Below are 13,151 nucleotides of genomic sequence, written 5' to 3' on the forward strand. Positions count from 1 at the left end.
CCGTTCACACTGAGCGAAGTCGAAGTGCACGTTCCGCGCTGAGCCACGAGGGTCATTCCCATGGCCGTCGACTTCGCTCACGCTGAACGGCGGCGGGATCAGCCCCCGTCAAAAATCAAAAGAGAATTGCGCCGGACCCAACAGGGCTCTTGCGTATCCCTTTCAAATCCCCTCACCTGTCAGTCGCTGGCACACCATGTCGAGCTGGTCGAGCGTCGAATAGCTGAGGGTCAGCGTGCCCCCCTTCTCGCCATGCGCGATGCGAACCGACAGGCCGAGCAGGTCGGCAAGCTGCCCCTCCAGCGCGGCGATGTCGGCATCGGGAGCATCCTGTCCCCCCGGCCCCTTGGCTCCGCTCTTTTCCGCACCGTCCGAACCCTTGCGGCCCCCCCCCTTGGCCTCGCGGGTCAGCTTCTCGGTCTCGCGAACGCTCAGGCCGCGCGCGATCACCTGATCGGCCAGCGCCTCGACCTCATTGGCACCGAGCAGCGCCCGTGCGTGGCCCATCGACAGCGCCCCGCTGACGACCTGCCCCTGCACCGTGTCGGGCAGTTCGAGCAGGCGCAGCAGATTGGCGACATGGCTGCGCGACTTGTGGACGATCTTGGCCAGCGCCTCCTGGGTATGGCCGAACTCACCGGCCAGCCGTTGATAGGCCTGCGCTTCTTCGATCGCGTTCAGGTCCTGCCGCTGGATATTCTCGATCAGCGCGACTTCAAGCGTCTGGGCATCATCGAAATCGCGGACGACGACCGGCACCTCATGCAGGCGTGCACGCTGCGCCGCGCGCCAGCGACGCTCGCCCGCGACGATCTGATAGTCCTTGCCATGCGGCCGGACGACGATCGGCTGGATCAGCCCGCGCGCCGCGATCGAGGCGGCGAGTTCGTCGAGTGCGGCCTCCTCGAAATGGCGACGCGGCTGGTCGGGATGCGGTTGCAGCGAGCCAACCGGCAGCATGCGTACGCCACCCGGCGTCGGCTGATCGCCGGGGCGGATCGGGGCCTCGCGCGCGATATCGCCGAGCAATGCCCCAAGGCCGCGACCCAGGCCGGGACGCGGCCGTTTGGCAGTCGTGTCACCGCTCATGCTGCCGCCGCCCCCGGCTGGGTGCCGAGCGGCAGCCGCGCGATCATCTCCCGCGCCAGTGCGATATAGGCCTGGCTGCCCACGCAGCGATGGTCATAAATCAGTGCGGGCAGACCATGGCTGGGCGCCTCCGACAGCCGGACGTTGCGCGGAATCACCGTATCGAACACTACACCCCCCAAAACGGCGCGGACATCGGCCGACACCTGGTCGGTCAGCCGGTTGCGCCGGTCATACATCGTCAAGGCCACACCCAGGATCGCCAAGCCCGGATTGAACCGCGCGCGGATCCGCTCGACCGTGGTCAAAAGTTGCGACAACCCCTCCAGCGCGAAGAACTCGCATTGCAGCGGCACGAACAGCGAATCGGACGCGACCATCGCATTGATCGTCAGCAGCCCGAGCGAGGGCGGGCAGTCGACCAGCACGATATCCCAATTGCCCTGCGTTCGCCGCAGCGCATGGTCCAGCCGATGCGTCCGATTTTCGAAATCGACCAGCTCCAGCTCGGCGCCCGACAGATCGACCGTCGCGGGCACCACGTCGAGACGCGGCACCTGGCTATGCACCACCGCATCGTCGATCCGCGCTTCGCCCAGCAGGACATGATAGCTGGAGAACATCCGCTGGCTGTTGGGAATGCCCAGACCCGTCGAGGCATTGCCCTGTGGATCGAGGTCGATCAGCAGGACGTTCAGGCCGGTCGCCGCCAGCGCGGTGGCAAGGTTGATGGCGCTGGTGGTCTTGCCCACCCCACCCTTCTGGTTCGCGATGGCAACGCAGATCATCGGGCCTCTACTCGGTCGAGGATCACGATCGACGATTCCGCCGACGTGATGCTATGTTCCACGTGAAACACGAAGCGCCATTGCCGCTTGAGGGTCTTGATTTCGCGCTCGTCCAGGCGGCCGCGCGGCAGCAGCCACCGCGTCTCTTGTTTGCCGCAGTGGACGGCCGCGCGCAAAAGATTTTCGACTGTCGCCACCGCACGAGCAGAAATAATATCGGCCTGGAGCGGCACCGCTTCGATCTTGGCGGCATGGACCGTCACCCGGTCCCCCATGCCCAGCCCGTCGACACATTCCTGCAGGAACTCCGCCCGCTTCTTGCGGGGCTCGACAAGGGCCACGCGGCCGGGCCAGGCGATCGCGACGATCATGCCCGGAAAACCACCGCCGGTGCCGATGTCGATCCACTGCCCATCGGCCCGGTCGGCCAACGGAATCAGCTGTGCCGAGTCGATCGCATGACGACTCCAGATCGTGCCGATGGTGGAAGGCGAGATGAGATTCTGCTGGTCGTTCTCGACGACCACCCGGTCCAGGAACCAGTCGATCCGGGCCGCGGCGTCTTCGCCAAAGCGCTCGGCCGCCCAGTCGCGGGCCTGATCCTCGTTCATGCGGCGACCTTTCGAGCGTAGAGAAGCACTGCCGACAAAGCAGCGGGGGTGATGCCGCGAATGCGCGAAGCCGCCGCCAGCGTGGCGGGACGCGCGAGGGTGAGCCGGTCGATCATCTCCTGCGACAGGCCGGGAATGGCGGCGTAATCGAGCGCAGGCGATAACAGGATCCGCTCGTCGGCGCGGAGCCGGGCAACCTCTTCCGCCTGCCGTTCGACATAGGGAGCGTAACGCGCGTCCTCCAGCGTCTCCGCAACCACGGCCGGATCGCACCCTTCGGCCGCGTCGGGGGCGACATGCGCGAGCGTCACGCCATCGAAGCGCAGCCACTCATAGGCCGTCCGCCGGGCGCCATCCTGCGCGATGGCTGCCCCGCCGCGCGCCACGTCGGACGCGGTACGCACCACGGACAGCCGCTCCCGCAACGTCGCTTGTTGCTCCTGTCGCCGCCGTCGATGCGCCAGCCGTTCGGGCGACAGACAGTCAGCGGCTTCAGCAATTCCGCCCAGCCGCGTCTCGGCATTGTCGGCGCGTAGCGAAAGACGATACTCGGCCCGCGCGGTCAGCATGCGATACGGCTCGGTCACGCCCTGCAGCACCAGATCGTCGATCATCACGCCCAGATAGCTCGATGCGCGGTCGAGGATCACCGGGGAGAGATCACATGCATGGGCGGCCGCATTGAGCCCGGTGATCAGCCCCTGCCCCGCCGCTTCCTCATAGCCGGTCGTGCCGTTGATCTGCCCCGCGCAGAACACCCCCGCCAGCGCCCCCAGCGCCAGCCGGGCGTCGAGCGCGCGCGGATCGATATGGTCGTATTCCACCGCATAGCCCGGCAGCGTGACGACCGCCCGCTCCAGCCCCGGCATGGAGGCGATCATCGCCGCCTGCACATCGGTCGGCAGCGAGGTCGACAGGCCGTTGGGATAGACCAGCGGGTCGTCCAGCCCCTCCGGCTCTAGGAATATCTGGTGGCTGTCACGGTCGGCGAAGCGTTTGATCTTGTCCTCGATCGACGGACAATAGCGCGGGCCATTTGCCTCGATCGCGCCGGTGAACAGCGGCGAGCGGTGAAAGGCCGCCGCTATGATCGCATGGGTCTGCTCGGTCGTCCGGGTGATCGCACAGGCAATCTGGGGCAGTGGCCGGGCCGCCGTCATCGGCGACATGGTCCAGGGATCGGTGTCGGAGGGCTGCTCGTCCAGCTTCGCCCAGTCGATCGTCCGGCCATCGAGACGCGGCGGCGTGCCGGTCTTCATCCGCGCCATGGGCAGGCCCAGCGCGCGAAGCTGCTCGGCCATCCGGGTCGCGGCGCGCTCGCCGATCCGCCCGCCCAGATGCCGTTCCTCGCCGCGGAACAGCCGTCCGCCCAGGAACGTCCCGGTCGCCAGCACCACCGCACGCGCCGACAGGATGCTGCCGTCGCCCAGCTGCACCCCGGCCACGCGCTCGCCGTCGAGGACCAATGCTTCGGCCTCGCCCTCGACGATGGTCAAATTGGATTGCGCGGCGAGCATCGCCTGGATCGCCCCGGCATAGCGCCGCCGGTCGGCCTGGACGCGCGGGCCCTGAACGGCGGTGCCCTTGCTCCGGTTGAGCATCCGGTAATGGATCGCACCCTGATCGGCCGCGCGACCGATCAGCCCGTCAAAGGCATCGACCTCGCGCACGATATGGCCCTTCCCCAATCCGCCGATCGCCGGATTGCAGGACATGGCGCCCAGGCCATGACGATCAAAGGACAAAAGGGCCGTCCGCGCACCCCGGCGCGCAGCCGCCGCAGCGGCCTCGGTTCCCGCGTGACCGCCACCGATCACTACGACATCAAACATGCTCCCGCCCTACCGGAACGGGCGGGCAGCGTCAAAGCCAAGCATGGTTAACGTTCCACGTGGAACATTCACTTACCGAGGCAGAAGCGCCCGAACAGAGCGTCAAGCATCGTCTCCGTCGCGCTGACGCCCAGCACCTCGGCCAGTGCCTGCCGGGCGACGCGCAACTCCTCGGCCATCAGCAGCACATCGTCGGTCGGCGCGGCGATCAGTGCATTGGCCGCGCGGCGGCACTGGTCCTGCTGATGCCGCTTGAAGCCGACCGCATCCTCGCGCGGGAGCAAGGCCGCGGCCGCCCCGGCCAGGGCATCCCAAACCGCCGCCACGCTAGCGGGATCGTCACGCCGCACCGCCAGCCGCCGCCCCTCGGGCAAGCCGTCTCGCCCCGGCAGATCGGCGCGCGAATGGAGCCAGATCGCATCGACACGCGGCGGGGGCGCGTCGGCCATCCACAGCAGGATGTCCGCCTGAACGATCGCTTCCTGCGCGCGGGTCACGCCGATCGCCTCGATCACATCGTCGGTATCCTCGGCCAGCCCGGCGGTGTCGGTCAGCACATAGGCGACCCCTCCGCGTAGCACGCTCGCCTCGATCCGGTCGCGGGTCGTGCCCGCGATCGGAGAGACGATCGCCGCCTCGCGTTCGACCAGCAGGTTCAGCAGCGTTGACTTCCCGCTATTGGGCGGCCCGGCCAGCACCACGCGAATGCCGTCGTGAAGCCGATCGACCGAGGGCCGCTCAACCACCTCCAGCATGGCGATGGCGAGCGCGTGCATCGCGTCCTTGATCCGCGCCACCGCCGCCGCATCGAGCGGCACGTCATCCTCTTCGGCGAAGTCGAGCATCGCCTCGATCATCGCCGACAGCATCGCCAGCCGGTCCATCCAGCCGCGCACTTCCTGGCTCACCCGCCCCTCGACGGCGGCCATCGCCGCGCGTCGCTGCCGCTCGGTCTGCGCCTCCAGCAGATCGGCCAGCCCTTCCGCCTCGGCCAGATCGATCCGGCCGTTGAGCAGGGCGCGCCGGGTGAACTCCCCCGGCTCGGCGCGACGGGTGCCGGGAAGCGCCGCCAGCGCCGCCTCCACCGCCGCGACCACCGCGCGCCCGCCATGGCAATGCAGCTCGACCAGATCCTCGCCGGTTGCGGTCGCGGGCCCAGGAAACCGCAGCAGCAAGGCCGAATCCAGCGCCGCCCCCGCCCCGTCCTTCAAGGTGCGCAGGCTGGCCCGCCGCGGCTCGGGCAAAGGCCCGCCCAGCCGCTCGGCCGCCGCAAAGGCCGCCGGGCCGCTGACCCGGATCACCGCGATGGCGGCGGGCGGCTGTCCGCTGGAGACGGCGAAGATCGTGTCGGTCATGACAGGATCAGCCCTTCTGCCCCTCGAACATGCGGCGCCACATGGTCATGCTCGCCTCCCCCATCGGGGCCCAGTTGCGCATCATCGCCTCGATCATCTCGGGCTTCACCCCCGACTGCATCGTATCGAGCATCATCTGGACATAACGCTCATGGATCGGCGTGAGGTCGGGCAGGCCCATGGCGCGGCGCGCCTCTTCGGGCGTGCAGTCGATTTCCACATTCACTTTCATGCGCCATTCTCCATCACGCGACCAAGTCCGGCATAAGGCGTTATGGTCGCGACGACCACAGGAGACCCGCATGACTGCCACCAAGACCATCGCCGCCGCGTCCGGCGAAGGCCAGTTCAACGCCTATTATGCCGAGCCGGAGGGAAGCCCCAAGGCCGCGATCATCGTCATCCAGGAAATCTTTGGCGTGAATGCCGGCATCCGCCGCAAGTGCGACACGCTGGCCGAGGCGGGCTATCTGGCCGTCGCACCCGATCTTTTCCATAAGATCGCGCCCGGCATCGAACTCGACCCGGACGTCCCCAACGAGATGGAACAGGCGCTCGACCTGATGGGCAAGTTCGACCAGGATGGCGGCATTCGCGATATCGAGGCGACGATCAAGGCGATCCGTGACGAACATGGTGCCGACACCAAGGTCGGCGTCGTCGGCTATTGCCTGGGCGGGCGGCTGGCCTTCATGACCGCGGCGCGCACCGATGTGGACGCCAGTGTCGGCTATTACGGCGTCGGCATCGACGGCCTGCTCGGCGAGAAGCAGGCGATCGCCAAGCCCGTGCTGCTCCATATCCCCGAGGAAGATCACTTCGTCGACAAGGACGCGCAGAAGCGGATGCACGAGGGGCTGGATAACCATCGCAAGGTCACGCTGTACGATTATGCGGGCGAAGATCACGGCTTCGCGACCGAGTTCGGTCAGCGCCGCTCCGAGGAGTCGGCCAAGCTGGCGGACGAACGCACCATGGCGTTCTTTGCCGAACATCTCGGCTGATATGAAAAAGGGGGGAGCAAGCCGCTCCCCCCTCCTCCGTCATTGCGAGCGCAGCGAAGCAATCCAGGGCGATCAACCCAGACGCTGGATTGCTGCGTCGCTCCGCTCCTCGCAATGACGACGGCTTATGCTTTGGCCAGCGCCTCGGCGATCAGCTTGCGGCTGTTATCCACACCGTAAAGCGCGATGAAGCTGCCCATGCGCGGGCCCTGCGCCGAACCCAGCAGCGTCTCATACAGCGCCTTGAACCAGTCGCGTAGCGACGGGAAGGCGTCGGTCTTGCCGATCTCATACACGATATTCTGGATGTCCTCAGCCGTCGCCCCCACCGGAAGCGCTGCGAGCTGCGTGTCCAGCTGGCGCAGAGCCTCGGCCTCGTGCGGTTCGGGCGCACGGCGCTGGAGCGTCGGCGCGACGAAATCGCGGGCATAGGCCAGCGCATGGTCGATCAGCCGGTCGAGTTCGGGATATTTCTCCGCCGACGCTGCCGGCACATAATTGGCGAGATAGCCCCAGACCTGATCCTTGGTCGCCTCGCCCATCACCCCGACCAGGTTGAGCAGCAGGCCGAACGTCACCGGCAACTCACCCTCGGGCAGCTTGCCGTCATGGATATGGTGCACCGGATTGCCCAACTGCTCCTTGAGCGACTGGTTGGGATAGTTGACCCGGAACTGCCAATATTCGTCCACCGCACGCGGGATGACGCCCATGTGCAGCTGCTTGGCCTTTTTCGGCTCGCGATAGGCGAAGAAGGCTAGGCTCTCCTCCGGCCCATAGGTCAGCCACTGATCGAGGCTGAGGCCATTGCCCTTGGACTTGGAGATCTTCTCGCCATGCTCGTCGAGAAACATCTCATAGTTGAAGCCCTCGGGCGGACGACCGCCGAGCACGCGGGTGATTTTCGACGACTGGGTGACCGAGTCGATCAGGTCCTTGCCCGCCATCTCGTAATCCACGCCCAGCGCGACCCAGCGCATCGCCCAGTCAACCTTCCATTGTAGCTTGGACAGGCCACCCAGCGCCGACTGGACGATCCGCTCGCCCTCATCCTCGAACGCGATCAGGCCCGCCTCGGCGTCGATCACCTCGACCGGCACCTGCAGGACGATGCCCGACTTGGGGCTGATCGGCAGGACGGGCGAATAGGTGGCGCGACGCTCGGCGCGGAGCGTCGGGAGCATCACGTCCTGGATGCCCTGATAATGTTTCAGCACCAGCCGGAGCGCGTCGTCGAACCGACCCGAGGTGTAATATTCGGTCGACGAGGCGAACTCGTATTCAAAGCCGAACCGATCGAGAAACTGGCGCAGCAGCGCGTTGTTATGCGCGGCGAAGCTGTCGAACTTTTCGAACGGATCGGGCACCTGGGTCAGCGGCTTGCCGAGATGTTCGCGGAGCATCTCCTGGTTCGGCACATTGTCCGGCACCTTGCGCAGACCGTCCATATCGTCCGAAAAGGCAATGAGCCGCGTCTTCTGGTCGGACAGCGCGTGGAAGGCGTTGCGGACCATGGTGGTGCGCAGCACTTCGTTGAACGTGCCGATATGCGGCAGGCCCGATGGGCCATAGCCCGTTTCGAACAGGATCGGCTCGCCGCCCGGCTTGCCATCGGGATAGCGTTTGAGGAGCTTGCGAGCCTCCTCATAGGGCCAGGCCTTGGACTCGAGAGCGGTGGAGCGGAGTTCGTCTGTCATGGTGATGCTCTGGCAAGCCGGGGCGTGATGCACAATGGGTTTTGCATTGTGCCGGTTTTATGCACGGGGTTATCAACAGGGTGAACTTGTTCCACGTGGAACAGGAATGTGGTCCTACAGGGCCTTCCCTCCCCAAACCCCTCCCGCCTGCGGGAGGGGCTTACCGCGTAAGGCGCGCGCTACGCTTCAACAATACACACCCCTCCCGCAGGCGAGTTTTGGGTCGGTCATGCCCCCGGCATGACCTAAACGATGCGGGGCATCGCTTACCCGAAACTGGGATGGGGGAGGGCCAGCGCCAAACAACCCGGCGTTGAAAACGGACAAATCCCACACGCCCCGTTGCCAACCTGTTCCCGCTCCCCCAAATCAACAGAGTGACCGCGCTTCCCCACCCCGCCCTTCATGCCAGCCATAGCGGTGTGTGGATTTCCACCGGCGGACAGACCCGCGCCGTCTCACGCGGCGAAGCGATCGGGCTGGCCTCCGAAACCCCGGTCATCCTGCTCAACGCGCCGTTGATTGGCCAGCGGCTGGGCTATGCCGAACTCTCCGGTCTCGACATCCTCGAACTCTTCGCATTCCTACGCCCCACGCGGTTTGCTGTCCCCACCCCACATGGTCTTGCTCGCGCTTGCGGACTGGAGCCGCCGGAGAGCGATGCCGAGGTCGCCGCCTTCCTGCTCCGCGCGACCGAGACACTGCTCGCCACTCCCGACGGGGCCTGGCCCGAGCGGGAGGGGGCATGGACCACCGCGCAGAGCCTGGCGCGACTTCGCTGGCCCTGGGCCCCGCTGATCGGGCCCCGCTTGACCCGGCCCGAGCGCAACGAGCGATGGCTGTTCAGCGCCTTGCCCGAATGGGAGGAGGACGCCCCCCGCCCCGCCCCGCGCACCATCGACCTGCCGCCCGCCGATGCCGAGGACCGGCTGCGCCACCTGACCGGCGAGGGCGCGGAGGAACGCCCCGGACAACGCGCCTATGCTGCCGCCGTCACCGCCGCCTTCGCGCCGCGCGCGGTGCGCGACACGCCCAATATGGTGCTGGCCGAAGCGGGCACCGGCATCGGCAAGACGCTGGGCTATCTCGCCCCCGCCAGCCTCTGGGCCGAGCGGGCGGGCGGCGCGGTGTGGATATCCACCTATACCAAGGCACTGCAACGCCAGCTGAGCGGCGAGACCGCGCGCATCTTTCCCGACGAAGTACTGCGCAAGGAACGCGTCGTCACCCGCAAGGGGCGGGAGAATTATCTCTGCCTGCTCAATCTGGAGGATGCGTTGCAAGGCGGCTTCGCCGGACGCGCGGCGGTGCTGGCGCAACTGGTCGCGCGCTGGGCGGCCTATAGCAGCGACGGCGATATGGTCGGCGGCGACCTGCCCGGCTGGCTGACGACGCTGTTCCGCCGCAACGGCTCAGCCGCGCTGACCGACCGGCGCGGCGAGTGTGTCTATGCGGGCTGCCCGCATTACCGGAAATGCTTCATCGAGCGCGCCGCCCGCGCCTCGGTGCAGGCGGACATCGTCATCGCCAACCATGCGCTGGTCATGGTCAACGCGGCGCGCGGCCGCGAGACGCAGACACGGCCGACCCGCTATGTCTTCGACGAGGGCCATCACCTGTTCGACGCGGCGGACTCGATGTTCGCCACGGCGCTGACAGGTTCGGAGACCATCGAGCTGCGCCGTTGGATTCTCGGCCCCGAAGCGGGATCGCGCGGGCGTCGCCGGGGACTGGCGGCGCGGCTGTCCGACGTCGCCAGCTATGACGAGGGCGGCAACCGCGCGATCGGTGACGCCGTACAGGCCGCCCAGGCGCTGGCGAGCGAAGGCTGGCTCGGGCGACTGGCGGAGGGCCAGCCCTTCGGCCCGATCGAGACGTTGCTGGCGGCGGTGCGCGGCCTGGCCTTTGCGCGGGCCGAACAGCCGGGCGATGCGGGCTATGGGCTGGAGACCGAACTGGCCGATCCCTCGCCCGCGCTGATCGAAGCCGCCGGGCCCGCCGCCCAGGCGCTCGACGCACTGCTGCGCCCGCTGGTGACGCTCGGCCAGAGGCTGGAGGCGGTGTTGCAGGAAGCACCCGACTGGCTCGACGGACAGGCGCGCGCGCGGGTGGAAGGGGCGATCGCCTCCATCGCATGGCGCGCGGAGACGGTGGCGGCATGGCTCTCCCTGCTCGCTCGGATCGGTGGGCCGGTCGATCCCGACTTCGTCGACTGGCTGGCGGTTGATCGGGCGGAGGGGCGCGAATATGATATCGGCCTGCATCGCCACTGGCTCGACCCCACCCGCCCCTTTGCCGAGATCGTGCTGAAGCCCGCGCACGGCGCGCTCGTCACCTCAGCCACCTTGCGCGCCGGGGGCGACTGGGACGTGGCGGAGGCGCGGACGGGGGCCCCGCATCTGGCGCGCGGGCCCGCCCATTTCGTCGCGGCCAGCCCGTTCGACTATCCCAACCGCGCCGAGGTGCTGATCGTCACCGATGTGAAGCGCGGCGACATTCCCCAGCTCGCCAATGCCTATGCCCGGCTGATCGCGGCGGCCAAGGGCGGGACGCTGGGGCTGTTCACCGCGATCCGCCGGTTGCGCGGCGTGCATGGTCGGATCGCCGACCGGCTGGCGCGCGACGGGCTGGCGCTGCATGCGCAGCACGTCGACCCGATCGACACGGGCACGCTGGTGGATATCTTCCGCGACGATCCGTCCGCCTCGCTGCTTGGCACCGACGCGCTGCGCGACGGGGTGGACGTGCCCGGCTCCTCGCTGCGGCTGGTGGTGATGGAGGGTGTGCCCTGGCCCAAGCCGACGGTGTTGCACGCCGCGCGCAAGCTGGCGGGCGGCGGCAGCGCCTATGACGACCGGATCGTGCGGGCGCGGCTGGCGCAGGCGTTCGGGCGGTTGATCCGGCGCGCCGACGATCGTGGCGCGTTCGTGCTGCTGTCCGCCGCCATGCCGTCACGATTGCTCGACGCTTTTCCGCCGGGTGTCTCGATTTCGCGCGTGACCCTGGATGAAGCGGTCGCGCGGGTCGCAGGGCGGCTTTCCTCCGACGCGCCGATAGGGCATGGCAAGCACGAAACCCTGCCAGCCGCCGCGACGGAGACGCCGATCCGATGAAGACGCTGACACTGCTTCGCCATGCCAAGTCGAGCTGGGACGATCCGGTCGCCCGCGATTTCGACCGGCCGCTCAACGCCAAAGGACGGCGCGCGGCGGCGATGATCGGGCGGCACCTGAAGGCGGAAGGGTTCACCTTCGACCATGTCCTCGCCTCTCCCGCCATCCGCGTGATCGAGACATTGGACGAGGTGTGGAGCGGTTACGGCCGGACTCTGGAGCCGGTCTGGAACCGCGCGCTGTACCTCGCGTCCGCCGCCAGCCTGCTCGATCTGGTCCAGGCGCTGCCCGATGACGCGGACCATGTTTTGATGGTCGGCCACAATCCGGGGCTGGAGGATCTGGTGCTCGACCTGACGCTGGATGGCGAATTGCGGGAACGGGTCGAGGATAAATATCCCACCGCGACGGTGGCGCAGATGACACTGCCGGTCGATCGCTGGGCGGAGGCGCGGGCCCATAGCGCGACGCTGGTCGCATTCATCCGACCGCGCGACCTGGACCCGACGCTGGGGCCGGATACGCCTTAAACCGCCTACCCCTCCACCCACGGGCTGGCGCCCGGCGGTCCCCCTCCCCAAGCGAGCTTGGGGAGGAACAGGTCACTTCTTGCCTTCGAGCATCGCCTTCAACCCCGACAGCGCGCCGAGCGGCCCGGCTTCCTCCTCGCTGATGACGCCCGCTTCCTTCAGAGTCGCCGCCGCCTCGGGGCTGCGCGGAAAGGGATCGAGCGACAGCGCCATGGTTTCGGCCGCCGCCTCGCCCAAGTCGATCGTGCCGCCCTCGATCTCGATGGTGTCGAGCGAATCCTCGGACAGTTCAATTTCCTCGTCCGTACCGTGACTGGAAGGCTCGACGAAGCGCAGCGCGACCGGCTCGTCGATCTTGGCGGGGACCGGGTCGCCGGTCACCGAACAGGGCTGCACCACCGCGCCGCGCACCGTGCCGGTGACCAGGATACCCGCCGCATCGCGCCGCACGACCAGATCCGCGGACAGCGCATCGACCGACAGCAACCCGAACCGCCCGGCCAGCGCCCGGCGTTCGTCGGGCGTGGTGTCGATCGACACCGGCTTTTCACGCTCGCCGATCGTGTTGATCTTTTCGGGGCGGCTCCATTCGGGGGTCACGGCAATTCTCCAAGGGTGAGTCGGACGAGCGAAACGTCCGCCAATCGTCCATGTAGGGTGCGAAGCGCCTCGCGAACATGGGCAAGTGCTTGCGGATCGGCGGGCGCCTCGCCGCGATACAGGTTGCGCAGCAACGCGGCGTCCATCGCCGCCGCATCCCCGGCCAGCCCCTCGCGATAGGCGGTCAGACGCCCGCCCAGCATCGCCATCATCCGGCCGATATGCTTGCCGACCACGATGTCGCCGATGCCCAGTTCGCGCAGCTGCCCGTCCATGTCGGTGACGAAGCGTTCGGTCAGCCGCGCCGCCATCTCGGTTCCTTCAGGCAGCGCCTCCAGCCGGATCAGGACAAGCGAGAGGATCGCGGCGATCATGTCGAACCGGCCATCGACCGTGTCGGGCACCCCACCGTCCAGATACCAATGCGGTTCGCGCGCGTGCAGCACCACGGCATTGTACAGCGGCAACGCCGCATCCCCGTCGCGTCCGAAATAGCGTGCGATCGTCCGCTTCAGCCAGCCTGAGGCCATCC

Annotated in this window: 12 protein-coding genes; 3 read left to right on the plus strand and 9 right to left on the minus strand. The window is 67.6% G+C overall.

The genetic code is table 11. From position 1 onward, the window contains the following. Positions 1-162 precede the first annotated feature (162 nt). The 6 genes from AC1GI4_RS10620 to AC1GI4_RS10645 form a co-directional block, all read right to left on the minus strand. Positions 163-1,089 carry a ParB/RepB/Spo0J family partition protein gene (locus tag AC1GI4_RS10620; protein WP_479629475.1) on the minus strand — a complete coding sequence of 309 codons (927 nt, stop codon included), beginning with the start codon at positions 1,087-1,089 and terminating at the stop codon, positions 163-165. Beyond that, positions 1,086-1,877, minus strand: coding sequence for a ParA family protein (locus tag AC1GI4_RS10625; protein WP_294269155.1), 792 nt, complete (start codon positions 1,875-1,877; stop codon positions 1,086-1,088). The genes AC1GI4_RS10620 and AC1GI4_RS10625 overlap by 4 nt, the downstream gene beginning before the upstream one ends. Beyond that, a complete protein-coding gene (gene rsmG, locus AC1GI4_RS10630; RefSeq protein WP_479629476.1) occupies positions 1,874-2,488 on the minus strand; it encodes a 16S rRNA (guanine(527)-N(7))-methyltransferase RsmG in 615 nt (204 codons plus the stop codon). Before rsmG ends, AC1GI4_RS10625 begins: the two co-directional genes overlap by 4 nt. Further along, the gene (gene mnmG / locus AC1GI4_RS10635; RefSeq protein ID WP_479629477.1) at positions 2,485-4,320 is read right to left on the minus strand and encodes a tRNA uridine-5-carboxymethylaminomethyl(34) synthesis enzyme MnmG; all 1,836 of its coding nucleotides are present in this window, start codon (positions 4,318-4,320) and stop codon (positions 2,485-2,487) included. The genes rsmG and mnmG overlap by 4 nt, the downstream gene beginning before the upstream one ends. Positions 4,321-4,388: 68 nt before the next feature. Then, on the minus strand, positions 4,389-5,675 hold the full coding sequence (gene mnmE / locus AC1GI4_RS10640) for a tRNA uridine-5-carboxymethylaminomethyl(34) synthesis GTPase MnmE (RefSeq protein ID WP_294269144.1): 1,287 nt from the start codon (positions 5,673-5,675) through the stop codon (positions 4,389-4,391). 7 nt (positions 5,676-5,682) lie between these two features. Then, on the minus strand, positions 5,683-5,907 hold the full coding sequence (locus tag AC1GI4_RS10645) for a DUF6489 family protein (protein WP_042486898.1): 225 nt from the start codon (positions 5,905-5,907) through the stop codon (positions 5,683-5,685). A 70-nt stretch (positions 5,908-5,977) separates the two neighbouring features. Here AC1GI4_RS10645 and AC1GI4_RS10650 point away from each other — a divergent pair, with 70 nt between their 5' ends. Next, positions 5,978-6,679 (plus strand): dienelactone hydrolase family protein, encoded by a 702-nt coding sequence (locus tag AC1GI4_RS10650; RefSeq protein WP_294269142.1) that lies wholly within the window; start codon positions 5,978-5,980, stop codon positions 6,677-6,679. Between the two features lie 125 nt (positions 6,680-6,804). Here AC1GI4_RS10650 and AC1GI4_RS10655 read toward each other — a convergent pair whose 3' ends face one another. Beyond that, complete coding sequence (locus AC1GI4_RS10655; protein ID WP_479629478.1) at positions 6,805-8,376, minus strand: lysine--tRNA ligase; 1,572 nt, start codon at positions 8,374-8,376, stop codon at positions 6,805-6,807. Positions 8,377-8,753: 377 nt separating this feature from the next. Between AC1GI4_RS10655 and AC1GI4_RS10660 the strand changes: the two genes are divergently transcribed. Continuing rightward, positions 8,754-11,489, plus strand: a complete 2,736-nt coding sequence (locus tag AC1GI4_RS10660; RefSeq protein ID WP_479629479.1) for an ATP-dependent DNA helicase — start codon at positions 8,754-8,756, stop codon at positions 11,487-11,489. Beyond that, complete coding sequence (locus AC1GI4_RS10665) at positions 11,486-12,019, plus strand: SixA phosphatase family protein (RefSeq protein ID WP_479629480.1); 534 nt, start codon at positions 11,486-11,488, stop codon at positions 12,017-12,019. Before AC1GI4_RS10660 ends, AC1GI4_RS10665 begins: the two co-directional genes overlap by 4 nt. A gap of 72 nt (positions 12,020-12,091) precedes the next feature. Here AC1GI4_RS10665 and AC1GI4_RS10670 read toward each other — a convergent pair whose 3' ends face one another. Next, positions 12,092-12,619 carry a YceD family protein gene (locus AC1GI4_RS10670; protein ID WP_479629481.1) on the minus strand — a complete coding sequence of 176 codons (528 nt, stop codon included), beginning with the start codon at positions 12,617-12,619 and terminating at the stop codon, positions 12,092-12,094. Further along, a complete protein-coding gene (locus AC1GI4_RS10675; RefSeq protein WP_433909359.1) occupies positions 12,616-13,149 on the minus strand; it encodes a ubiquinol-cytochrome C chaperone family protein in 534 nt (177 codons plus the stop codon). The genes AC1GI4_RS10670 and AC1GI4_RS10675 overlap by 4 nt, the downstream gene beginning before the upstream one ends. Positions 13,150-13,151 lie beyond the last annotated feature (2 nt).

The organism is Sphingomonas sp. 77B (assembly GCF_056497825.1).

Bases quoted from the DNA above. Each gene is read 5' to 3' on its own strand.
- AC1GI4_RS10665 (WP_479629480.1), top strand. From the start codon at position 11,486: ATGAAGACGCTGACACTGCTTCGCCATGCCAAGTCGAGCTGGGACGAT.
- rsmG (WP_479629476.1), bottom strand. From the start codon at position 2,488: ATGAACGAGGATCAGGCCCGCGACTGGGCGGCCGAGCGCTTTGGCGAA.
- mnmE (WP_294269144.1), bottom strand. From the start codon at position 5,675: ATGACCGACACGATCTTCGCCGTCTCCAGCGGACAGCCGCCCGCCGCC.
- AC1GI4_RS10655 (WP_479629478.1), bottom strand. From the start codon at position 8,376: ATGACAGACGAACTCCGCTCCACCGCTCTCGAGTCCAAGGCCTGGCCC.
- mnmG (WP_479629477.1), bottom strand. From the start codon at position 4,320: ATGTTTGATGTCGTAGTGATCGGTGGCGGTCACGCGGGAACCGAGGCC.
- AC1GI4_RS10650 (WP_294269142.1), top strand. From the start codon at position 5,978: ATGACTGCCACCAAGACCATCGCCGCCGCGTCCGGCGAAGGCCAGTTC.
- AC1GI4_RS10620 (WP_479629475.1), bottom strand. From the start codon at position 1,089: ATGAGCGGTGACACGACTGCCAAACGGCCGCGTCCCGGCCTGGGTCGC.
- AC1GI4_RS10675 (WP_433909359.1), bottom strand. From the start codon at position 13,149: ATGGCCTCAGGCTGGCTGAAGCGGACGATCGCACGCTATTTCGGACGC.
- AC1GI4_RS10645 (WP_042486898.1), bottom strand. From the start codon at position 5,907: ATGAAAGTGAATGTGGAAATCGACTGCACGCCCGAAGAGGCGCGCCGC.
- AC1GI4_RS10625 (WP_294269155.1), bottom strand. From the start codon at position 1,877: ATGATCTGCGTTGCCATCGCGAACCAGAAGGGTGGGGTGGGCAAGACC.